Source organism: Acinetobacter lactucae (assembly GCF_013122135.1).
Taxonomy (GTDB): domain Bacteria; phylum Pseudomonadota; class Gammaproteobacteria; order Pseudomonadales; family Moraxellaceae; genus Acinetobacter; species Acinetobacter lactucae.
On sequence record NZ_CP053391.1, the window covers coordinates 98,752 to 120,312 of the forward strand.

At 39.6% G+C, this 21,561-nt stretch carries 22 protein-coding genes and 1 pseudogene; 10 read left to right on the forward strand and 13 right to left on the reverse strand.

Annotation, left to right across the window (positions count from 1 at the left end):
• Positions 1 to 7: 7 nt before the first annotated feature.
• The 6 genes from HLV59_RS00445 to HLV59_RS00470 form a co-directional block, all read right to left on the reverse strand.
• Positions 8 to 523, reverse strand: a complete 516-nt coding sequence (locus HLV59_RS00445) for a phosphatidylglycerophosphatase A family protein (protein ID WP_171429066.1) — start codon at positions 521 to 523, stop codon at positions 8 to 10.
• Positions 501 to 1,418 (reverse strand): thiamine-phosphate kinase, encoded by a 918-nt coding sequence (gene thiL, locus HLV59_RS00450; protein ID WP_062850321.1) that lies wholly within the window; start codon positions 1,416 to 1,418, stop codon positions 501 to 503. Before thiL ends, HLV59_RS00445 begins: the two co-directional genes overlap by 23 nt.
• A gap of 16 nt (positions 1,419 to 1,434) precedes the next feature.
• Positions 1,435 to 1,884, reverse strand: coding sequence for a transcription antitermination factor NusB (gene nusB / locus HLV59_RS00455; protein ID WP_002119137.1), 450 nt, complete (start codon positions 1,882 to 1,884; stop codon positions 1,435 to 1,437).
• 3 nt (positions 1,885 to 1,887) lie between these two features.
• Entirely contained in the window at positions 1,888 to 2,358 is a 471-nt protein-coding gene (gene ribH / locus HLV59_RS00460; RefSeq protein WP_002119264.1) for a 6,7-dimethyl-8-ribityllumazine synthase, read from the reverse strand.
• 11 nt (positions 2,359 to 2,369) lie between these two features.
• Entirely contained in the window at positions 2,370 to 3,491 is a 1,122-nt protein-coding gene (ribBA, locus tag HLV59_RS00465; protein WP_125698249.1) for a bifunctional 3,4-dihydroxy-2-butanone-4-phosphate synthase/GTP cyclohydrolase II, read from the reverse strand.
• A 239-nt stretch (positions 3,492 to 3,730) separates the two neighbouring features.
• On the reverse strand, positions 3,731 to 5,038 hold the full coding sequence (locus tag HLV59_RS00470; protein ID WP_080648611.1) for a hypothetical protein: 1,308 nt from the start codon (positions 5,036 to 5,038) through the stop codon (positions 3,731 to 3,733).
• 59 nt (positions 5,039 to 5,097) lie between these two features.
• On the opposite strand from HLV59_RS00470, the gene serB reads away from it, so the two are divergent.
• Entirely contained in the window at positions 5,098 to 6,321 is a 1,224-nt protein-coding gene (gene serB / locus HLV59_RS00475) for a phosphoserine phosphatase SerB (RefSeq protein ID WP_031949656.1), read from the forward strand.
• 80 nt (positions 6,322 to 6,401) lie between these two features.
• Here serB and HLV59_RS18800 read toward each other — a convergent pair.
• Positions 6,402 to 6,617: pseudogene (locus tag HLV59_RS18800) on the reverse strand (hypothetical protein).
• Positions 6,618 to 6,730: 113 nt separating this feature from the next.
• Between HLV59_RS18800 and aciT the strand changes: the two are divergent.
• On the forward strand, positions 6,731 to 7,066 hold the full coding sequence (aciT, locus tag HLV59_RS00480; protein WP_002119105.1) for a ciprofloxacin tolerance protein AciT: 336 nt from the start codon (positions 6,731 to 6,733) through the stop codon (positions 7,064 to 7,066).
• 252 nt (positions 7,067 to 7,318) lie between these two features.
• The gene (locus tag HLV59_RS00485) at positions 7,319 to 7,798 is read left to right on the forward strand and encodes an SCP-2 sterol transfer family protein (protein WP_171429068.1); all 480 of its coding nucleotides are present in this window, start codon (positions 7,319 to 7,321) and stop codon (positions 7,796 to 7,798) included.
• Between the two features lie 44 nt (positions 7,799 to 7,842).
• Here the strand turns inward: HLV59_RS00485 and dtd are convergent, their stop codons facing one another.
• Positions 7,843 to 8,286 carry a D-aminoacyl-tRNA deacylase gene (dtd, locus tag HLV59_RS00490; protein WP_016143827.1) on the reverse strand — a complete coding sequence of 148 codons (444 nt, stop codon included), beginning with the start codon at positions 8,284 to 8,286 and terminating at the stop codon, positions 7,843 to 7,845.
• 168 nt (positions 8,287 to 8,454) lie between these two features.
• Here dtd and pncB point away from each other — a divergent pair, with 168 nt between their 5' ends.
• From pncB to HLV59_RS00515, 5 genes are all read left to right on the forward strand, one after another.
• The gene (gene pncB, locus HLV59_RS00495) at positions 8,455 to 9,669 is read left to right on the forward strand and encodes a nicotinate phosphoribosyltransferase (protein ID WP_061874143.1); all 1,215 of its coding nucleotides are present in this window, start codon (positions 8,455 to 8,457) and stop codon (positions 9,667 to 9,669) included.
• 141 nt (positions 9,670 to 9,810) lie between these two features.
• A complete protein-coding gene (locus HLV59_RS00500) occupies positions 9,811 to 10,659 on the forward strand; it encodes a sulfurtransferase (protein ID WP_171429070.1) in 849 nt (282 codons plus the stop codon).
• Positions 10,656 to 11,507: an archaetidylserine decarboxylase gene (asd, locus tag HLV59_RS00505; protein WP_016143824.1), complete on the forward strand. Its 852-nt coding sequence runs from the start codon at positions 10,656 to 10,658 to the stop codon at positions 11,505 to 11,507. The genes HLV59_RS00500 and asd overlap by 4 nt, the downstream gene beginning before the upstream one ends.
• A 428-nt stretch (positions 11,508 to 11,935) precedes the next feature.
• On the forward strand, positions 11,936 to 13,156 hold the full coding sequence (locus HLV59_RS00510; protein WP_125740082.1) for an acetamidase/formamidase family protein: 1,221 nt from the start codon (positions 11,936 to 11,938) through the stop codon (positions 13,154 to 13,156).
• A gap of 130 nt (positions 13,157 to 13,286) precedes the next feature.
• Positions 13,287 to 13,706, forward strand: coding sequence for a hypothetical protein (locus tag HLV59_RS00515; RefSeq protein ID WP_125740083.1), 420 nt, complete (start codon positions 13,287 to 13,289; stop codon positions 13,704 to 13,706).
• A gap of 73 nt (positions 13,707 to 13,779) precedes the next feature.
• Here HLV59_RS00515 and HLV59_RS00520 read toward each other — a convergent pair whose 3' ends face one another.
• Positions 13,780 to 14,541: an AcfC family putative adhesin gene (locus HLV59_RS00520; RefSeq protein WP_151748352.1), complete on the reverse strand. Its 762-nt coding sequence runs from the start codon at positions 14,539 to 14,541 to the stop codon at positions 13,780 to 13,782.
• A 236-nt stretch (positions 14,542 to 14,777) separates the two neighbouring features.
• Between HLV59_RS00520 and HLV59_RS00525 the strand changes: the two genes are divergently transcribed.
• Complete coding sequence (locus HLV59_RS00525; protein ID WP_215901694.1) at positions 14,778 to 15,974, forward strand: alpha/beta fold hydrolase; 1,197 nt, start codon at positions 14,778 to 14,780, stop codon at positions 15,972 to 15,974.
• A 67-nt stretch (positions 15,975 to 16,041) separates the two neighbouring features.
• On the opposite strand, the gene phoR is transcribed toward HLV59_RS00525, so the two are convergent.
• The 3 genes from phoR to HLV59_RS00540 form a co-directional block, all read right to left on the reverse strand.
• Positions 16,042 to 17,400, reverse strand: coding sequence for a phosphate regulon sensor histidine kinase PhoR (phoR, locus tag HLV59_RS00530; RefSeq protein ID WP_002121907.1), 1,359 nt, complete (start codon positions 17,398 to 17,400; stop codon positions 16,042 to 16,044).
• Between the two features lie 9 nt (positions 17,401 to 17,409).
• On the reverse strand, positions 17,410 to 18,120 hold the full coding sequence (phoB, locus tag HLV59_RS00535) for a phosphate regulon transcriptional regulator PhoB (protein WP_000650776.1): 711 nt from the start codon (positions 18,118 to 18,120) through the stop codon (positions 17,410 to 17,412).
• 253 nt (positions 18,121 to 18,373) lie between these two features.
• On the reverse strand, positions 18,374 to 19,045 hold the full coding sequence (locus tag HLV59_RS00540) for a TetR/AcrR family transcriptional regulator (protein ID WP_000224580.1): 672 nt from the start codon (positions 19,043 to 19,045) through the stop codon (positions 18,374 to 18,376).
• 212 nt (positions 19,046 to 19,257) lie between these two features.
• Here HLV59_RS00540 and HLV59_RS00545 point away from each other — a divergent pair, with 212 nt between their 5' ends.
• On the forward strand, positions 19,258 to 20,091 hold the full coding sequence (locus HLV59_RS00545; protein WP_016143818.1) for an SDR family NAD(P)-dependent oxidoreductase: 834 nt from the start codon (positions 19,258 to 19,260) through the stop codon (positions 20,089 to 20,091).
• 57 nt (positions 20,092 to 20,148) lie between these two features.
• Here HLV59_RS00545 and HLV59_RS00550 read toward each other — a convergent pair whose 3' ends face one another.
• Positions 20,149 to 21,516: an MATE family efflux transporter gene (locus HLV59_RS00550; protein ID WP_032054538.1), complete on the reverse strand. Its 1,368-nt coding sequence runs from the start codon at positions 21,514 to 21,516 to the stop codon at positions 20,149 to 20,151.
• Between the last annotated feature and the right edge of the window lie 45 nt (positions 21,517 to 21,561).

The window sequence follows — 21,561 nt, forward strand, 5'->3', positions numbered from 1 at the left end:
TAATGATTTAACTCAAATGGATAATAATTAGTGTACAAAGAGCAGCCCATACACCGGCAATAATATCGTCAAGCATAATACCAAAACCACCATGCACTTGACGATCAATAACGCGTATAGGCCAAGGTTTCCAAACATCGAAAATCCGAAATAATATAAATCCCCCGATCACCCACATCCAATTCATTTGTTGTAAATAAAGCAGGGGAAGGAAGGTAATAGATTGACCTGCAAATTCGTCCCACACAATACGACCATCATCGTGTACGTCTATAACTTTTGCGGTTTGACCACAAATATAAATCCCCACCAATGACATGAGGAGGATTGCGATCAAGCTTAAGTTAAAGCCAAGCGATAACCAGATTGGAACGAAGAGTAGGGCAAAGGCAGAGCCAAAAGTACCGGGAGCTTTAGGTGCGAGACCAGATCCGAAACCAACTCCACAGAAAACGATGCAGCGGTTGAACCAAGACATGTCCTTAAAATGAATCGGTGGCTTATGCAAAGTGTTGGTATCCATGAATTTGCAATGGGTAATCTGAACCCAAATGCTCAAAAGTTAGTTGTGTTTGCTCAACGATCTCTCCGATCATTGTAATCTTAATGTCTAGTTGTTTTTGCAAAAGTTTTTCGTAATTTTGCGGTGTTATTGTAAAACATAATTCGTAATCATCGCCACCAGCGAGTGCATATTGCCAGCGCTGTTGTTCTGGTAGTTCTTGTAGTGTTGAATCAATCGGTAACTTTTCTAAAAGTAATCGGGCGCCGACGTGCGAGGCTTTTAAAATATGGCCTAAATCTTGGGCTAATCCATCAGAAATATCAATCATACTAGAAGCTAATCCCTTCAACTGTTGTCCAAGCTGACAACGTGGTGTTGGGTAGTCCAGTCTCTTTTGTAATGGATGACCTAGATGCTGTAAACCATACGCGGCATCACCCACTTGACCGCTCACACAAACATAGTCACCGACTTTGGCACCGGAACGTAACACAGCTTGTCCGGTTTCAACCCAGCCCATGGCTGTGACGGTAATGGTGAGATGAGGACCTTGGGTCGTATCTCCGCCAATGAGAGCAACCCCAAATTGATTACAGCAGTCATAAATTCCCTGACTGAATCCTTCAAGCCATTCATGATCAATTGTAGGTAGGCTGAGCGCCAGTAAAATACTATGCGGTTTTGCCCCCATTGCTGCAATATCTGAAAGATTAACAGCTACGCTTTTCCAGCCAATTGCATGGGCAGAAGTATCGAGAGGGAAATGACGTCCAGCAACGAGTGTATCTGCACAGATCACCAATTGTTGGTTTGCGGGAGGGGTAATTAAGGCTGAGTCATCTCCAATACCTAAGGTGACATCCGTATAAGATTGTCTGTTAAAGTACTGGTCAATAATAGAAAACTCAGCCATATCAACTTCAAACCTGTTAGTTTGCTTGTTGTTTTTCAGCACTACGTAGTGTTGAACTTAAACGATCTAGAACGCCATTAATGTATTTATGGCTATCTGCTCCACCAAAGTGTTTAGCGAGTTCAATAGCTTCATCTAGAACTACTCGATATGGTACTTCTAAATGATCACGTAACTCATAAGCACCTAAGCGTAATGTTGCTAGCTCTACACCATCAAGTGCACTAAGTTCACGGTCAAGTACCGGAATAAGTAATGCATCAAGATCTTCGTGCTGTGCAATCACTTGTGTGAGCAGTTCGTGATAGTAGTTTAAGTCTACCTTGTGCATTGCATTTTCAGCACGGGTGCGTGCTTCGATTTCATGTACAGGGTTGTGACTCATTTGCCACTCATAAATACCTTGTACAGCAAAACGACGTGCTTTACGTTTTGCTGCATAAGCGGCTTGCAGTGTTTGAGACATGCTTTAAATTGCCTTTAATAAATTAACCATTTCAATAGCAGTCAATGCAGCTTCGCTACCTTTGTTTCCTGCTTTTGTACCTGAACGTTCGATGGCTTGCTCGATGCTATCAGTAGTTAATACACCATTGATGACAGGCAAGCTGCTTTCTAACGCCACTACACCTAAACCTTTTGCACACTCACCAGCAACGAAGTCAAAGTGTGGTGTGCTACCACGAATCACTGCGCCAAGTGCGATGATTGCATCAAACTGGTTTGATGTAGCTAATTTTTTAGCAACAATCGGGAGTTCCCATGCGCCAGGAGCATGAATAACAGTAATGTTATCTTCATTTACACCATGACGTTTTAATGTGTCGATTGCACCATCCAATAAGTGTTCAACAACAAAGCTGTTGAAACGACCCACTAAAATCGCATAACGACCTTCGCTTGCGAGATGTAATAAACCTTCAATACGGCGAATTGCCATAGCAACCTCGATTATTTCGTTGTGATTTGATCAGCAGTGACATATTCCACTACTTCTAAATTAAAGCCAGATAAGGCATTGAAACGTAATGGTGAGCTAAGAAGCTTCATTTTTTCAACACCTAAATCACGCAAAATTTGAGCACCGACACCAATGGTTTGATATTGATGTGAAAGTGCTGCATTGGATTTCACCGGTTTTGGCTTATTTAAATCATCCAACGCTGGTCCCAAGTCTTGCAAATGATCTTGTCCGATCCAGACTAAAACACCGCGATCACTCGCTGCAATCGTCTGTAGTGCACGGTCTAAATTCCACGCTGGTTCACCATCAGCTTTATTGAGCTTAAGCAAATCGCGAATTGGACTAAAACCATGGACACGTACTGTTGTAACACCTTCTTTTGGCTCGCCTTTGACTAAAGCCAAATGAATGTCCGGGTTACCAATCTCACGATAACGATAAAGTTCAAATGAACCATATTCTGTTTGAATGGTTTTTTGCTCCAGACGTTCAACCGTTTGCTCATTGGTCATGCGGTAGTGAATCAAGTCCGCAATTGTACCAATTTTTAAGCCATGCTTCTCAGCAAAAATTTCTAAATCTGCACGGCGTGCCATTGTGCCATCTTCATTAATGATTTCACAAATGACAGAAGCTGGTTCCAGACCTGCTAAACGTGCTAAATCACAACCTGCTTCGGTATGGCCTGCACGATGTAAAACACCGCCTGGTTGTGCCATTAATGGGAAAATATGGCCCGGCTGTACAATATCAGTTGGTTTAGCATGCGCTGCAACAGCAGCTTGAATTGTATGTGCACGTTCTGCTGCTGAAATACCCGTTGTAATACCTTCAGCGGCTTCGATTGATAAGGTAAAGTTTGTACTGTGCTGAGCACCGTTTTGGTCAACCATCAACGGAAGGTTTAACTGTTTACAGCGCTCACGGCTAAGCGTTAGGCAAACTAGACCACGTGCATGGGTAATCATGAAGTTAATATCTTCAGGACGAACATGCGTTGCTGCAATGACAAGATCACCTTCATTTTCGCGATCTTCGTCATCCATCAAGATAACCATTTTGCCTGCACGAATATCGGCGACAAGATCTTCAACACGACTCAGCGGCATTCGCTTTCACCTTTTTTTGTCGTAAGACAATTTCTATTTAATAAATTTTGCATAGTTTACGCTGTTTAGATAATTTTGCCTATGATTCTGATTTATCCAAATTTATGAATCCAAAGAATAGATCGAGATTTATTTATACAAATAAATCATAAAAAAATGGAGTGATTTTAAAGAAAAGCTATGAATCTAAATAAAAAAACCTAGCCAAAAGGCTAGGTTATGATGCGCGTAGTTACTTTTTATGAAGCTGCACTACTTGGACTATCATTTTGTGGGATTGATTTTTTTCCCATTAAAATTTCAGTCCGGATATTTTGAGCAAGTTCAGCACATTCTGCATTCATGCCATTAATCATAAATGCGTGACGTGTCATCACATTGCTTGGGTTTGGCATAGCAACAAGTTGATAGCTGTCTTGAATTGCTTTGAGCTGATCATTCTCAAGATATAAAGCCGACTCTTTCGCATGAAGATGCTGCGCTAAACGTTGAGCAGCTTCTTTTGCATCAATTTGCATCGCTTCTACAGCATTACACGTTGCACTACGAGTTTGCAGCGCAAAGCGTTTATCTTCACGGTAACGTTTATATAAAACGTCTGAAAGTAGTTGGAAGACTGTTCCAATCATGAGCAGACACTCTACAGCGTGGGCATGCGAAGTTGAAATCGCAAGTGTTGCACCGTCGGCATTAAACTCATCTACCACTTCAATATCGGTTAGCTTTAATTGGTAATGCTTAACGCACAGCTCAATACTCTTGTTTAAAAAGAGCTGACAGAGTTTAAAGTACGGTACAGAAACCGACTGGTTAACGCTGCTTAATAACTGTTTAGGGTCATAGAACTGGATATTAAGTGCCAGAGTATGTTGATCAGTTGAATCTGAAGTTTTCTCAGTTTGTTGGCGGACTGCTGGTTTAGCTTTAGCTTGTTGCTGAGCTTGTGCAACCAATGTCACCGTATTTTGTTTTTCTAAAGCCAATGCTTGAGTTAACTGCTGAATTTCATGCTTCAAGCGGTTTTCTTCATTAATGCGTGCCAAATATTCGCTACGGGTTGGACGAGCAATCGCGCGATAGGCAAGCCATAATAAAACATGCAAAAACAGAGAAGCTAAAATTGCAAGCCATTGAGTACGAAGAATTTCTCCAATGCTTGGCTGAATCAACGTAACCTCGATAGAGCCTACTTTCTTTTCATTTTGAAGAGCATCACGAGCAAAAATCTCGCCTTGGCGGGTTTTTGAAATTCCGCTCGTTGCTAGAACCTGTTTGTTAGCATCAAGAATGCGAATAGACGCAACGCTTGGATTGGTCGCATAGCGATTGGCAATCAGAGCTAAAGACACCGTATTGGCAGGTTCAAGCTCAGATAAGCTGTCTGCAACGAGCTGGCTGGTCATGAGCTGACCTTGACTCGCACGGTTTTCATTAAGCTGGTGTGTCGTTGCAATGACCAATAAAAAGGTATGCAATGCAAAACTAACGATCAGTAGGCTAGCAAATAGCCCTTGTCTAGGCGCAATCAAGTTAAACTTCCAAGGCAATTATATTGAAATTCGATTATGATTCTTACAATAGTTGTCACTCAGACTAGAGTCAATTCATGCGAGAAATCATTCTTATATCCTTTTTAGGACCGGACCAACCAAACCAGTTTACCCGATTAATGCAAGTACTATCCGTACATTCATTGCAAATACTGGATGTAGGTCAGGCTGTTATTCACAATCAACTTACATTAGGCATTGTGGTCGCTTCCGATAATGAAACTGCAACCGCATTGGCAATGAAAGAGATTCTGATTTTAGCACATGATATTGGCTTAACAGTGCGCTTTAAACCAATCACGGGCGCAGAATACGAACAATGGGTTAGTGAAGGTGGCCGGACTCGTTATATCGTCACGGCTTTAGCCCCAGAACTCACGGCTGCACATTTACAAGCGGTTACACAAATTGTGTCTAGCCAAGGCTTTAACATTGAAACAGTAACGCGTTTATCGGGTCGTGTAGACTTTGAAAAGGATAGCGCATTCCCGCGTCGTGCTTGTGTACAGTTTGGTTTAAGTAGCGGCCCAACTTTAGATGCACAAGCCATGCGTGCTGCATGTTTACTTCTTTCAAGCGAATTAAATATTGATGTTGCTGTTCAAGAAGACAATGCGTATCGACGCAATCGCCGTTTAGTGTGTTTCGATATGGACTCAACCTTAATTGAACAAGAAGTGATTGATGAGTTGGCGATTGAAGCAGGGGTAGGCGCTCAAGTTGCTGAAATTACTGAAAGAGCGATGCAAGGTGAGCTTGATTTTCAGCAAAGCTTCCGTGCACGTGTTGCATTATTAAAAGGGCTTGATGCTGCTGTTTTACCTAAAATTGCAGAGCGTTTAACCATTACCGAAGGTGCAGAACGCCTTATCTCGACTTTAAAAGCACTGGGGTATAAAACGGCAATTTTATCGGGTGGATTCCAGTATTTTGCTGAATATTTACAAGGCAAACTGGGTATTGATGAAGTTCATGCCAACATCTTAGATGTGCAAGACGGTTTCGTGACAGGTGAAGTGAAAGGTGCGATTGTAGACGGTGCCCGTAAAGCTGAGTTACTACGCGAGCTTGCAAATAAAATGGGGATTTCTCTAGAGCAAGCGATGGCAGTAGGCGATGGCGCAAACGATTTACCAATGCTTGCGATTGCAGGTCTAGGTGTTGCATATCGTGCAAAACCATTAGTACGCCAAAACGCAAATCAGGCGATTTCAAGTGTTGGTTTAGACGGTGTGCTGTATTTACTCGGTATGCATGATAAAGATTTAAATCGTGCTTAACCTATATGGATAAGCTTTAAGCGCTACTTCAGAGTAGCGCTTTTTTTATGCAGAATAGTCATAAAAACAAGCAAGTTATGTCAAAATTTTGCACAGAAAAAAGGCAATAAAAAAATCTGAAAAAAACTTATTTTGGCCCTTAAAAACATCATATTTTATTGTAATGACACGCCAGAATTGATGCCATATAGGGAATCGATCTTTTTGAATTTTACAAAAATGTAATGACAAAAGAATGTTGCGACAAAGTATGTCGCATAGAGAAAAAACGGGTCTTTTTTTCTAAAAAAAAACATACATAATGCATCGTAAGCTTCAACACAAATCATGAATTAAAGTTGTTTTTGGAATGAGGTCGGGTATTTAAGACCGAATGTTTTTAGACGTTTTCATTAAGACGGAGGTTTCTATGGTAACAGCGAATTTTGCCGCTATCGCCGGATTCAGCTTAATTGCTGTCGCGCTTGTTGCTGTTTTCTTTTCTCCTTACCGTCGTTGGCTTGGTTTTATGCTTGCAGGGATGTTCTTTTGGGGGCTATTGGAAGTGGTCCGTTTTGGAGTTCAAGTCACTTTTGAAATGCCAGTCACATATAGTTATTTAACTGCACTAAGTCTAGCGATGGTAATGGTTACATTTATTTTGTTACGTGAGGATAAACAAGCACAAAAGGCTTTGGCAAATCGCCAATATATAGAACACACGCCAGTATATGAAGATGATCAGCAGCAATGTTCTAGCCGATAATTAAATTGTTATCTAACGGTAAAAAGGTATGCACAGCATGCCTTTTTCATTTACGAAACGTGATTTTTATTATACAAAGCATTTATTAAAAAATAGCCAGTTATGCTACGATAGATGGGTCTGTTGACGTTTCATCTAGATTGCGTTGCCAGCTAAAAAATTATCAATTGATGCATAAAACATAAGCAATGGTATGTCCTTGCTAAGTTTTGCTCTAAAGTTTTCATAAAAATACAATAGGCGTGAATGTTCATGAAACTTTCTTCTATACCTGTAGTCAAGTTACCTCTCGTTGATGTCAGTACAGACCCGTTAGATTTATTGGTAGCAGGTTTAGTGCTGCGTATGAAGCAGTTGGCGCGTACTAGCCCTAAGTTTATTGAACTGATTCATGACCGCGCTTTCCGTATTCAGATCGGTACAGATTTAGGAGTTGCACGTCAGATCATTATCAATAATGGTCAGATTGATACAGTTGCAGGTGCGCCTGAAAAGGCTGATTTTATTTTGCAATTTGCAGACAGTGAGCAAGGTGTAAAAACTTTGATCAAAGGTGACCCAACAGCATTTATGACGGGTATGCAAGAAGGCAGTATTAAAATGGAAGGTGACTTCAGCCTATTAGTATGGTTTAACCAAGTTGCTAAGCTCATTCCACCTAAATTACCAAAACCAGTAAAAGATAAAGTCCGTCAGGCACATGCTTTCATTAAAGAGAAAACTGGTCGTTAATATCCAGATATAAAAAAACTCCCATCTTGGGAGTTTTTTTATATCTATGCTTCGACTTCTAAATTGAATGTCACCGGACCATCATTTATTAAATGTACTTTCATATCAGCAGCAAATATCCCAGTTTGAACATTTTCAAATTGAGAATGCGCATATTCAACCAATTGCTCGTATAAAGCTTTTGCGTCGCTAGGTGGCATTGCTGGGCCAAAGTCTGGACGTAAACCCTTTTGTGTTTGTGCCATTAAAGTAAATTGTGACACGAGCAGTATTCCACCCTTTGCTTGAGACACGTTCCAGCCCATTTTGCCTTGCTCATCATCAAAGATTCTATATTTCAAAATCTTATCAATAAGCTTTTGGCCAACAGCCAAAGTATCATCTCGGCCAATGCCTAAAAATACCAGTAGGCCGTGTTGGATTTCGCCTGTAGTTTCACCGTCTACAACCACTTTGGCTTCAAGAACTCGTTGTATTAAAGCGCGCATAGTTAAAGCAAATTTCTATAATTAATTGAATTAACGTAGTTTAGCAGACTTTAAATTAAATGATTTTTAAAAGGAAATTTCATGGAACTGCAACAATGGTATAAAACCTCGCAATTCATCCATAAAAATATGCTTTAATGCTAAGAAGCAAGCGAATAATCATTGACTATGTCTCCAATTATCCATTCTTTACTAGATACAGACTTGTACAAATTTACGATGCTACAAGTGGTTTTGCATAAATTCCCGCAAACACATAGTGTCTATCATTTTCGTTGCAGAAACTTAGAAGATACAGTTTATCCGTTAGTGGATATTTTGGATGACTTAAACGAGCAACTCGACCATTTATGTAATCTCAAATATAAAGAAGACGAGCTACAATATTTACGAAAATTACGATTTATTAAAAGCGACTTTGTCGATTATTTAGAATTATTCCAACTCAAACGACGTTTTATTCAGGCAAGTATTGATGTGGAAGGTCGTTTGGATATTCGTATCGAAGGTCCGATGGTCCAAGCCATGATGTTCGAGATTTTTGTTCTGGCGATTGTAAATGAGTTGTATTTTAGCCGTATCAAAACAGATCAAGTTTGGGCCGAAGGCGAACGTCGTTTACAAGCAAAACTCGAATTGATTCAGCAATATGAAAAATCTCAGCAGCCGAATGATCCACCGTTTTTAGTTTCTGATTTTGGTACACGTCGTCGCTATAGCTTTGAATGGCAAAAACATGTTGTGGCAGCTTTTCATAAAACGGTACCAAATGTGTTTCGTGGTACAAGTAATGTATTACTGGCTAAAGAGCTTAACATTACACCAATTGGAACCATGGCACATGAGTTTTTACAAGCGTTTCAGGCGCTTGATGTCCGCTTACGTGATTTTCAAAAAGCTGCTTTAGAAACATGGGTACAAGAGTATCGTGGAGATTTAGGAATTGCCCTAACTGATGTGGTGGGGATGGATGCCTTCTTACGCGACTTTGACCTGTATTTTGCAAAGCTATTTGATGGTTTACGTCATGACAGTGGCGACCCGTATGAATGGGGTGATAAGGCTTATGCACATTACCGTAAATTAAAAATTGATACTAAAACCAAAATGCTGACCTTTAGCGATGGTCTTGATTTGCCAAAAGCGTGGGAATTACATCAATACTTTAAAGATCGTTTTCAAGTGAGTTTTGGTATTGGAACTAATTTGACCAATGACATGGGGCAAAAGCCGCTTAATATTGTGTTGAAACTCGTTGAATGTAATGGTCAGTCAGTTGCGAAAATTTCTGACAGTCCAGGTAAGACCATGACTGATAATGATACTTTCTTGGCTTATTTACGTCAGGTTTTTGATATCGAAGAACTTGAAGAAGTAGTTTAAGTAGAAAATAGTCTTACTATTTTTAAAACTGAGAATGCAGATATCTGATTTTCTGCTAAAGCGCAGCAGGAAATCAGAGTTTTTTAGATATATGCTTATGCTAAGATTGGAAATAAGCTGGTATAAAAAGAAACCATGACGATGACCCTCCCTGATTTTAAACTCGATTTATTAATAGAAGCAGAAGAGTTAGTGCCTTATTTAGGCAATGAATATATTCGTGTTGTGGATTTAAGCCGTGCATCGGTTTATGAACAACTCCATATTCCACATGCTATTCACTTACAGCCTAAATGGTTAGTGGCTCAGCACGAAGAAGCCACTGGTGTTTTGCCAGATGAAGCGGGTTTACAAGCACTGATTGAAAAATTGAATATTTCACCTAATCATCATGTCGTGGTCTATGACGATGAGGGCGGAGCATGGGCTGGGCGTTTAATCTGGAATTTGCACTGCTTAGGATTCACCCGTACCAGTTTAATTAATGGTGGTATCCATGCATGGTTAGGAGCAGGGTTGCCCACTACGGCAGAAGTCGAAAAATTTTCTCCTGTTGCAGACTTAATTGAGATTGATTTATCACATGCCGCGCAGTTCCGAGTGAATTTTGAAGAGCTACGCAAACAAGTTGAACAAGAAAGTGTGCAACTGTGGGATTGCCGGACGAGTGATGAATATAGTGGTGTCCGTTTAGCAGCGCGACGCGGCGGTCACATTCCAAATGCTCTCCATTTTGAATGGAGTACTGCACTTAATCGTGAAAATCATCTAAAATTGCATCCGCTTGAACGCACGCGGCAGCGCCTTGAACAACTTGGGTTCGATTTACAACAACCTGTAGTCGTGTACTGCCAGTCACATCACCGTTCCGGTTTGGCCTATATTTTGGCTAGACTCTTGGGCTGGGAAGCAAAAGTCTATGATGGTGCGTGGAGTGAATGGGGCAATCGCCTCGATAGTCCTATTATTACTGGAGAATCACCGTCGTGAGTTTCACATCTCGATTAAAAAAAGAATTATTTATTAAGGCACAAAACCTTGTACCACAGCATCAATTGAGCCGTGTGGTAGGTAAAGTTGCTGCGAGTGAAAATCCAGTTGTGAAAGCTGCTGTTATTCATGCATTTAAAGCTAAATATGGAATTGATTTATCGATTGCTGAACAAGGCAATGCACTAAAATATAAATCTTTTAATGACTTTTTTACCCGTGCATTAAAAGAAGGTGTACGTTTGGTTGATGAAAATGCAGATAGCATCGTTTCACCGGCCGATGGCGCGATTTCCCAAATTGGTAAGATCACTGCGGGTGAAGTATTTCAAGCAAAAGGCCAAAGTTTCTCTGTAGAGAAATTAATTGGTGATCCACAACTTGCTCAGCCATTCCAAGACGGTGAGTTCGCGACTGTTTATTTATCACCGCGTGATTACCACCGTGTTCATATGCCGTTTGCAGGTACATTAACAGAAACGTTGTATGTACCGGGCGAGCTATTTTCGGTAAATCAGGTGACTGCTGAAAATGTACCGGGACTATTTGCCCGTAATGAACGTATGGTTTGCTTGTTTGATACTGAACTTGGCCGTATGGCTGTTGTGTTAGTGGGTGCAATGATTGTTGCGGGTATTGAAACTGTGGCGACAGGTAAAGTGAAACCTTCAGGTCGTATTGAATTACAGCATCATCAGTTAAAGTTAGAGAAAGGTGCTGAGCTTGGACGTTTTTATTTAGGTTCTACCGCAGTTATTTTATTTGAAAAAGATAAGATCGAATGGGAGCAACGCTTTAAAGCTGAGTCTGTGGTTGTAATGGGCGAACGCATGGGACATACAGTTTAGTAAACGATATAACCCCTATAATATAAATAAACCCTGACTTTAATTAATCAGGGTTTATTTTTTGAATTAAGCTATATAAAAACACAATATATTATAATTTTGGGGTTTATATTATATGGAAATATAATTGTTATTAAGTGATCTAAATGAGTACTTTATATAGGCTAATCTATAAATATGTGTCTGAAGAGAGCAAAAATATTAATATAATTAAAAATTAATAAAGAAGAATATAGAGAAATATTTAAGTTAGACTTAAGTCGTAATTTTAATTTTATTTAAAGATAAGTAATTAAATATAAAAAAATTATTTAATTTTATAACTATGATTTGCTTTTTAGATATTGCACAGCCTTTAGCCTTGGCACAATGCTTGCTAACTATTCAGGACCTTACTGTAATTTTCATATTTTTTAGGTTCTGAAATCATGTTAAAAGTTAAACGCCTGACAGCTTCGGTTTTATCTGTACTTTGTATTTCACTCACCCATGCCAATGATTTTAAAGTTTTAAATCAAATTTCAAAACAGCCTACCCAACTTCAAAGTGGTGAATATAAAGGGAATTATTACGTTCCATCTACTTTAAATACCATTACATGGGGTTATTTGCCAAATCGGGATGCTAAACCCGTGCTTACTGTTCCGTCGGGTAGTGTTGTGACATTTGATACGGTTTCTCATGAAGGTTTGCTTGAAGACCAAGGGCGTAATGCTGAAAAGTTCTTTAAATCGAAGGGCGTAAATTCTAATGAAATATTGGAAGATGCAAAAACAATTACGCAGTCAAATTTAAAGCATGATTTTCATAAAGATGGGCCGCATATTGTCACAGGTCCTGTTGCAATCGAAGGCGCACAGCCCGGTGATATTCTGAAAGTTGAAGTGCTTAAAGTTGAGCCACGTGTTCCTTATGGCGTTATTTCAAATCGACATGGTAAGGGTGCTTTAGTCGGGGAGTTTCCTAAAAAAGCAAAGCAAGAAAACGCATCGGCTGAGCATCCTGAACGTTATGGAAACGTATCGATTTTCACCCCAATTGAAAAAAATGCACAAGGTGAATATGAAGGTGTATTAAAAACAGAATCGGGTAAATCAATACGTTTCCCACTGTATCCTTTTATGGGAATTATGGGGGTAGCAGCCAATACTTCTGAGCCTGTTCACTCTGTACCACCTGCAATGTATGGTGGAAATATTGATATTAATGAACTAGGTACAGGCTCAACAGCTTATTATCCTGTTCAGGTCAAAGGCGCATTATTCTATACGGGTGATAGTCATTTCGCGCAAGGGGATGGTGAAGTAGCATTAACTGCACTCGAAGCTTCAGCACGTGCGACACTAAAATTTACCTTGCTCAAAGCAGGTAAAGATAAAATACCGGGCAAAGAGCTAAAACAACCTTTAGCTGAAAATGCTGAGTTTTGGATTACGCCGGGTCTTGATGAAGATCTAGATGAAGCGATGAAAAAATCTACACGTGAAGCCATTCGTTTCCTAAATCAAGAATACGGTATTGATGAAGCAACGGCTTATGCGTATTTAAGTGCCGCAACTGATTTTGAAGTTTCACAAGTTGTAGATAAAACCAAAGGTATTCATGCAAAAATCAGAAAAGCTGATTTTAAAGAGTTTGAGAGTAAATAATTGAGATGGCCTGAGCTTGGTATTTAAAATATTAAATACCAAGCTAATCTTATTTTAACTATTTATAAGTTTTATATATTTTATGATTAAGTATAATAAATCTCACATATGTTGATTAGTATAAAATCTAATGCAATCACTTCCGAACGTTCTACTATATCTTGCTGCACTATTAACATTCTGTGCCGCATTACTTCATTTTATTTGTGTGTTCTGGGGAGCAAATGGTTTTCGGATTTTAGGGGCTGGTAAAAGTATTGTCCAGATGGCCGAAAGAGGTCACTGGTATCCTAATTTTACAGCTATAACTGTGGGATTAATTCTAACTGTATGTTCTATGTATGCCTTCTTTGCAGCAAAGGAAATACAGGTATTACCTTTTACTAAAATTATTTTGTCGCTTGTTGCAGCAGTGTTTCTTATCCGTGGTTTTGCTTTTCCATGGTTAAAGTCAAAATTTGTGGGAAATACTGATTTATTTTGGTATGTCAGCTCAGCTTTTTGTTTAATACTGGGCGCTTTATATGCCGCAGGTGTATATTTAATTTGAAACGAATATATTCTAGGTGAACTAGAGTGAATAATTTTAAAAAATAAAAGGGAGCTAAGCTCCCTTTTTTTAATTATTTAGTCCAACCATATTTTTTGAAAATAGTATTACCTTGCTGAGACGATAAGAACTCTATAAAACGTTTAGCTTCAGTGTCTTTTAAACTATGTTTAGTCAATGCTACACCTGTATCGCGATAGACAACGAGCTCTGGTTCGATAGGGATAATTTGTCCCACGTCTGGATTACTGATTCCCCAAATATTAAAGACTAACCAAGCATCATAGCTGCTATTTTCTTCCCAGTTTTTCTTGGCAATTCCTGTGTTGGCTGCATAGGTGACAATATTTTTTCGAACAGATTTGGTTAATTGAATATTCCCAGTTCTGCCAGCGATATCTTCCCACATACCGACTTGACCTGCACCATGCGTAACTAAAACTTTAACACCGGGTTTAGCGAGGTCTTTAAATCCTTTAATATTTTTAGGATTTCCTTTTCTCACTAAAATCGCTGCGGGGCGTAAATATAAAGGTTCTACCGAGTCTTTTATAATTTGCTCAGAAAAAGTATTTTCAAAATCCGACATCATGGCTTCGGAACCACTATAGATAACATCTGCATCTAGTTTCGCTTTTTCAGACCATTGAGCAGTAGGTCCAGAAGTCACATGGACTGCTATTCCTGTTTTATTGGTGAATTGTTTAGCGGCTTCTTTCATTGCAGGTGCTGGCCCACCAGGACCATATACTTGTACGTCTGCAAAGCTATGGATAGATAGTGAACCGACAATAAGATAAATCAGGTACTGTATAAATTTATATTGTTTTGACATTTTAATCGCTATAGTAATTAAGAAAATATCAGCATATATTTTTTATTATTTAAACGGGATTAATTTTTGCAACTATATTTATACTACCTATTTTTAAAATATCGTTTTATTAAACTTCAGTGATTATAATTTAATGTTTTTGAATTGAATATAATTATAGATGTTTTTATGGTAGTTTATACTTTATAAATTGATTATTTAAATAGATGTAATGTAAATAATAGAGGAGTAATCCCTTGATTAGAAAAAGTAATTCCTTTTTTAAAATTTTATTTAGCAGTGTTTGTTTGATGTCTGGCTCTGCTATGGCTGCTCCAATTAAAGATTTGAGTAAGCAAATTGTGAGTGAAAAACCAGGTTCAATCCTCTCTATAGCACAGCAAGATGTGACGAATTTATTTCCTCATGCTGATCAGCATTTATTAGTCAATTATCGTAGTCGAGGGATTCAGGGCGAGCCTATTGTGGCATCGGCTTTTATTTTATTACCGAAAGGCACACCGCCAAAAAATGGCTGGCCTGTACTGGCTTGGGCGCATGGCACGACTGGAGTTGCCGATACTTGTGCACCTTCGGGCGATTATGTGGGTGGACCAGTTCATTCATATCAAGAAGTGGCTTCAAAAGCTTTAGATGCTTGGCTGGCACGTGGCTATGCAGTTGTCGCACCTGATTATCAGGGACTAGGTACGTTAGGCGCACATCCCTATATGAATGCAAAGAGCCAGCTGCATACAGTGGTGGATGCAGTGCGTGCATTACATGTCCTTAAACCAAAAGATTTCAATAAACAGTGGTTGGTGATGGGGCATAGTCAAGGCGGGGCTGCTGCTATTACAGTGGCGGCTTATGGTCAAAAAGATGCGCCCGAACTAGATTTAAAAGGGGCAATCGCTCTTGCACCAGGCGGCTATCAATATGAAGGCATTGCAGAATATGTGCAGAGTAATCCAAACCCAGAACCAAGTGTGGCAGCATTTTTCCCAATTGTGTTATTGGGAGCACAAGCAGCAGAACCAAGCATTGTTCCTGAAAACTTAGTCAGTCCAGAAATGAACACTGTGTTGACTCAAGCACGCAGTCGTTGTTTATCTGAACTCCAGTCTGATTTGAAGAAATCTCCTTCTAGCATATTTCGCCCTAATGCAGACTTAAAACCTCTTTTGGCTTACTTAAAACAGCAGTCTATTGAAAATATGGTGCCGACCGTGCCATTAATGATTGTTCAAGGCTCTAAAGATCATTTAGTCGACCCTAGAGGGACATCTGCTTATTACCAACAGTTATGTAAATTAAAAAAACCAACTATTTATCAAACGATTGATGGTGGTGATCACCGTGATGCACTGCGTCAAAGTAATACTTTTGCCACTCACTTTTTGAATGTCATAGAGAAAAACCAGACAAAATCTTATTGCTCAAATTTTAAGTAAATTGGTTTAAATGCTACAAAAAAGCCGACTTTTCATGAGTCGGCTTTTTAAATGTGAGAGGGCAACTTTAGGTCATGTTATAGAGTCTTTCTTTTGGAAAAACTGCGGTAAAGGTTGATCCTTCGTTTTCTTTAGACTGCACATCTAAATAAGCGCCGTGTTGCATAAGCACGTGTTTTACAATCGCTAAGCCTAAACCTGTACCACCTGTTTGACGGCTACGGTCACTGTCAACACGATAGAAGCGTTCAGTCAGTCGTGGCAAATGTTTAGGGTTAATTCCGATGCCTGTGTCTTGCACGCTAAAGTAAGCATGTTCACCATCATCATGCCAACCAATGGTAATAGTTCCACCTTTTGGCGTGTACTTGATGGCATTGGTAATTAAGTTACTAAACGCGCTGGCAATTTCCATATCGGAACCAATCAGGTCACAGTGGCTATCAATATGTAAATTGAGCGTGTGTCCATAATCGGCATTGTAGGCCTGAGCATCATCAAACAATTGATTCATTAAACTCGGCATTTCGATAATCTGATTTTTTGCAATTTTCTTGTTATTTTCTAAATTCGATAACAACAGTAAATCATTCACCAACGCATTCATACGCTTGGTTTGGGACTGCATCTGATCAAATGCACGTTTCCAGCGTGGGCTAATATCTTCCTGATCGGTAAATGTCTCGATATAACCACTGAGCACCGTTAATGGCGTACGAAGTTCATGCGAAATATTATCGACAAAGTCTTTGCGCATTTGCTCAAGGTTATGCATACGAGTCACATCGTAAGCCACCAATAAACGACTTTCTCCACCAAATCTTGTGAGTTTAACCTGCACATAGCGGTCATCATCAAAATTGGAATGCAGCTTAATCCCATCAGGTGCCTGATCAATATTATTAAAATATTCAATAAAGGTCGGCTGACGTAAAATCGTTAAGAGGTTTCGGCCACGGTCAAGTGGACTAATCCCTAACAAACGTTCGGCAGCAGGGTTCCACCACTCGATTTGATGTTGGTCATCAATAAGTACAACCGCTTCAGCAAGTGCGACCAAAGAAGATTGAGCGCGGTCAATTAAACCGACCATTTCGGCCTGAACAATTCGTTCTTGGCGCTGAGCACGGTAAACATTAAATAACAATGCCCCCCAAATCCCGTTAAGGTTTGGAGGCACGTCATAAGGTTTATTGGCAATCCAGTCATTGACCAGATATAAAGAACGTAACTGGAGTGTAAAAAACACCACGAAGGCGATAAAGATACAACTCCAGAAATACCCAATACCGAAACCGACTAAACCGGCAATAATTAGAAAAAATAATAAAAGCCGTAAATCTTGTTTGGCAAACGTCCATAAACTACTGTAGCGAGAAAGCTTTTGTTCACGTACCTGTTCAGGGACGGGGTAGGGTTCATACATAAATCTTGGTTAACCTGCGGCTAAATCTGCACGTGTAGAGAAACGGTAGCCAGTTCCACGTACAGTCTGAACAAATCGGTCAACACCAAAAGGTTCTAAGACTTTACGCAAACGACGGATATGCACATCGATAGTGCGGTCTTCAATATATACATTACCGCCCCACACTTGATCGAGCAACTGGGCACGCGTATATGCACGTTCAGGATGGGTCATGAAAAACGCAAGTAAGCGATATTCAGTTGGGCCCATATCTAAAATGCTGTTGCCAAAGCTAACACGCTGGCTTACAGGATCAAGGATTAATCCGTTGGCATCAATTGTTTTTTCACCACTTAATGCATTAGCGCGGCGCAGAACTGCCTTAATACGAGAAACCAGTTCACGTGTTGAGAAAGGCTTCGTCATGTAGTCATCTGCACCCGCATCAAGACCCTGTACTTTATGGTCTTCTTCTCCGCGAGCAGTCAGCATAATCACTGGAATTTCTGCGAGGTTCTCATCACGTTTTAAGCGGCGACATAAATCGACACCGCTTACGCCTCCAGGTAACATCCAATCAAGCAAGATAAGCGCCGGACGTTGGTCGACGATAATTTGATGAGCCTGTTTGGCATCTTCTGCCTGTAAACACTGAAAGCCTGCCATGTCCAAAGAAGTATGGATCATTTCGCGAATAGGAAGCTCATCATCGACAATTAAAATATAGTCATCTTTCACAGCGCAATATCCTATAGATTTAACGGTGAACCGTTTTGTAGTTATGACAGGCTTATTACAAAGATTAATTATGACAATTTCATTGCAGAAAAGTCTATAAAATTGAATTTAGCAATAATTTGTGACAAAACTAAGGCAAAGGTATGACCAAATTGTGACATGTAAGCTTCAAACTTTCTAAAGTCATTCAATAGGTTAACACAGTAATTACTTAGTTGTTTTTCACATTTTAAGCTGTCAAAAAACTTTAATATTATTTTGAAACCTGAGCTAATAAAGACAAGAAAACAATACGACATGCGGTTAAAACCTGCTCAAGAGATTGCTCAAACCCTCCCATAACCCAACGAATCGCAATTTGAGTGACATATCCATTTAAACCAGTTGCGATTAAAGAGAGTTCATTTTCGTGGTGCTGAATTTGGGGCATGGTCAGCATAACGAAGGCTTGAATCATGCGATCAAATTGCGCAAGTGTTTCTTGAATGGTGGCTTGATTATGTAATTCTTGTACCAAGACTGCGTCTACATAGACAATACGAGCTAATCTCGGGTCATCTTTTAATGTCGTCAGCAGTGCTCTTAAACCTGCATCAACCATTTTTTCTGGATCGGGTGCAGCTTTAATCACGGCTTGCATCAGATTTTGTTGTAATTCTTCAATCATTTTTAAAAAGATGGTTTGAAATAAATCTTCACTCTTCTTAAATGATTCATAAAAATAACGTTCTGTGAGCTTTGCCTCTTGGCAGACATCTTTTACCGTCACTGAAAAAAAACCAAGGGTTCCGTAGGTCGCAATACCTGCTTCAATCAGTTTTTCACGGCGCGCCTCTTTACGTTCAGATAGAGATAAACCTTTGAACTGACGTTCTTTACTCACACTTTTTGTTTTCTTTTTACTGGTTGAGTCGTTAGTCGCCATAAATAAGTTGTTTCCTAAAGAATGGTTGCCTAATTTATAGGTTTTGGCCAAATATGCTCACTATGATAAAGCGCTCAGAAGAATTGTGCCATTCTATCTGAAATTACAGTGTACTATATTGACAATGTGTATTGTCAAAATTATATTGAAGTTGTCTAAACTGCACATGCAATGAACTGACTGTGCAAATATCGAAAAACAAAGGATGGACAATGAAAAATTTTAAAAACAAAGTCGCTGCAATTACGGGCGCGGGTTCTGGCATTGGGCAACAGTTAGCAATTCTTTTGGCAAAACAGGGCTGCCATCTTTCGTTGAGTGATATTAATGAAAAAGGATTACAACAAACTGTCGAGCTTTTAAAACCATACAGCAATATTACTATTACCACCAAAAAGCTTGATGTGTCTGACCGTGAAGCGGTAAAGCAATGGGCACAAGAAACTGTGCAAGATCATGGCTCTGTTAACCTGATTTTTAACAACGCTGGTGTTGCATTAGGGTCAACTGTCGAAGGCGCGACCTACGAAGATTTAGAGTGGATTGTGGGGATTAACTTCTGGGGTGTCGTATACGGTACTAAAGAATTTTTACCATTCATTAAGCAGACTCAAGATGGCCATATTATTAACATCTCGAGCTTATTTGGTTTAACTGCTCAACCAACCCAATCTGGCTATAATGCAACTAAATTTGCTGTACGTGGTTTTACCGAATCATTACGTCAAGAGTTGGATATTGAAAAAAGTGGCGTGAGTTCTTTGTGCGTACATCCGGGGGGAATTCGTACCAATATTGCTAAAGCTGCAAAAATGAGTGATAGCTTGAGTAGTTTGGGTATGGATCCGGCTAAATCGATTCAAAACTTTGATAAGTTCTTACGTACTCCACCAGAAGAAGCGGCTCGTCAAATCTTGGATGCTGTTTTGAAAAATAAACGCCGTTTATTGATTGGTAGTGATGCAAAATTTCTTGATGCATTGCAGCGTTTGTTCCCAACAGGATATCAACGTGCTTCAACCGTTGTGACCAAATGGATGAAATAAGATTTAAATTAAAAAAAGCCATCAAATAATGGCTTTTTTTATGTGGCTTGGGTGGTTCTAAATAAGAACTTTGATCGTCTTTTTCTTCCAGATAAATTGATAATACAAACCTTGAATAATACATAAACTAACAAATGCCAAGGCATAGGCAACCCAAATACCTTTAAGTCCCCACATTGAGCTAAACCAGTAAGCACATGGAATTTCAATAAATAAAATGGCAGAGATGTTAATCAGCATTGGAACCGTCACGGTACCGCTCGCACGCATGATAGATGCAAAAATGGCACCTGCACCGAAGAATAAAATTGCCCAAAGTACAATAAATAACAGCTGTTGACCTAACACCACCACAGTTGGGTCAGTAATAAACAAAGCCATTAAATATTTTGAAAATAGATAGCCAAGTGCAATTAAGGTACCTGTAAATAAAAAATTCATCCCCAAAGCGGTGCGGGTTACTCGCGCTAATAGATCTGATTTACCCGCACCAATCGCTTGCGCTGCAAAAATTGAAGCTGCAATTGAGATCGAAATCGCTGGAAACTGAATGTAGTTGAGCACCTGATTCACTGCACCATACGCTGCTGTAGCATGTGAACCATAATGGTTAACCAACCCAACAATCACTAAACCAGCCATTGAGGTCGTAATCATTTGAATGCCAGTTGGGACGCCTAAGCGCAAAATGATTTTGCTCAGTTCTGGATTATGACGGATATGTTGTAGAAGCTGACGGTTCGGGCGAAGTGGATGATTTTTCTTGTTTAGATAAATCGCGAGAAAAATCAAAATAGCTACATAACCCGTAATCGTTGCGATTGCTGGAGCAATGATCCCTAGAGCGGGTAAACCAAAATAACCTTTAAGTAATATTGGGGTAATCACCAAACCAATTACACTGGTTAAAGCAAGGGCCAGTAAAGGGGTAGTACTGTCTCCGACACCACGTAAAATTGAGGTATAGATAATATAAACAAACAGCAGTGGGCTACCCGCCAGCATCCATTGCACATAAGGCAACGAGAGATGCATTACCTTTGGATCGGTGCCTAAAAGCTCTAAAATATCGTGAGCGAAAAATACACCAATAATCGCAGTAATGATTCCACCGATAATGGTCATAAACAGGGTAGAACCAACCACACTTTGAACTTTTTCTATATTTTGCGCGCCCCATGCTTGCCCGACTAAAACAGTAGTACCTGTTGAAATCCCGATAATAAAAGCGAGGAGCAAAAACAAAATAGGGAAAAAAACCGAGACGGCAGCAATCGCATCAACTCCCATCATTTGACCAACAAAGATGGTATTAATAGTTCCCGACAAGTTCTGCAAAATATTGGTTGCAATCAAGGGTAGCAAGAAAACAAAAAATGTTTTCCATAGATTTTGCTGTTGAATTAAGGACTGTCTTGGTGGCATGTATTCTCCATCGCCCATCTCTTTGTTGAGCGGGGCGGATATTCA

Excerpts from the sequence above, each read along its gene's own strand:
- HLV59_RS00485 (WP_171429068.1), top strand. The coding sequence starts at position 7,319 with ATGAAACTTTCTTCTATACCTGTAGTCAAGTTACCTCTCGTTGATGTC.
- ribBA (WP_125698249.1), bottom strand. The coding sequence starts at position 3,491 with ATGCCGCTGAGTCGTGTTGAAGATCTTGTCGCCGATATTCGTGCAGGC.
- HLV59_RS00545 (WP_016143818.1), top strand. The coding sequence starts at position 19,258 with ATGAAAAATTTTAAAAACAAAGTCGCTGCAATTACGGGCGCGGGTTCT.
- nusB (WP_002119137.1), bottom strand. The coding sequence starts at position 1,884 with ATGTCTCAAACACTGCAAGCCGCTTATGCAGCAAAACGTAAAGCACGT.
- dtd (WP_016143827.1), bottom strand. The coding sequence starts at position 8,286 with ATGCGCGCTTTAATACAACGAGTTCTTGAAGCCAAAGTGGTTGTAGAC.
- pncB (WP_061874143.1), top strand. The coding sequence starts at position 8,455 with ATGTCTCCAATTATCCATTCTTTACTAGATACAGACTTGTACAAATTT.
- HLV59_RS00510 (WP_125740082.1), top strand. The coding sequence starts at position 11,936 with ATGTTAAAAGTTAAACGCCTGACAGCTTCGGTTTTATCTGTACTTTGT.
- aciT (WP_002119105.1), top strand. The coding sequence starts at position 6,731 with ATGGTAACAGCGAATTTTGCCGCTATCGCCGGATTCAGCTTAATTGCT.
- HLV59_RS00500 (WP_171429070.1), top strand. The coding sequence starts at position 9,811 with ATGACCCTCCCTGATTTTAAACTCGATTTATTAATAGAAGCAGAAGAG.
- HLV59_RS00550 (WP_032054538.1), bottom strand. The coding sequence starts at position 21,516 with ATGCCACCAAGACAGTCCTTAATTCAACAGCAAAATCTATGGAAAACA.
- ribH (WP_002119264.1), bottom strand. The coding sequence starts at position 2,358 with ATGGCAATTCGCCGTATTGAAGGTTTATTACATCTCGCAAGCGAAGGT.
- phoR (WP_002121907.1), bottom strand. The coding sequence starts at position 17,400 with ATGTATGAACCCTACCCCGTCCCTGAACAGGTACGTGAACAAAAGCTT.
- serB (WP_031949656.1), top strand. The coding sequence starts at position 5,098 with ATGCGAGAAATCATTCTTATATCCTTTTTAGGACCGGACCAACCAAAC.
- HLV59_RS00445 (WP_171429066.1), bottom strand. The coding sequence starts at position 523 with ATGGATACCAACACTTTGCATAAGCCACCGATTCATTTTAAGGACATG.
- HLV59_RS00540 (WP_000224580.1), bottom strand. The coding sequence starts at position 19,045 with ATGGCGACTAACGACTCAACCAGTAAAAAGAAAACAAAAAGTGTGAGT.
- thiL (WP_062850321.1), bottom strand. The coding sequence starts at position 1,418 with ATGGCTGAGTTTTCTATTATTGACCAGTACTTTAACAGACAATCTTAT.
- HLV59_RS00515 (WP_125740083.1), top strand. The coding sequence starts at position 13,287 with ATGCAATCACTTCCGAACGTTCTACTATATCTTGCTGCACTATTAACA.
- HLV59_RS00520 (WP_151748352.1), bottom strand. The coding sequence starts at position 14,541 with ATGTCAAAACAATATAAATTTATACAGTACCTGATTTATCTTATTGTC.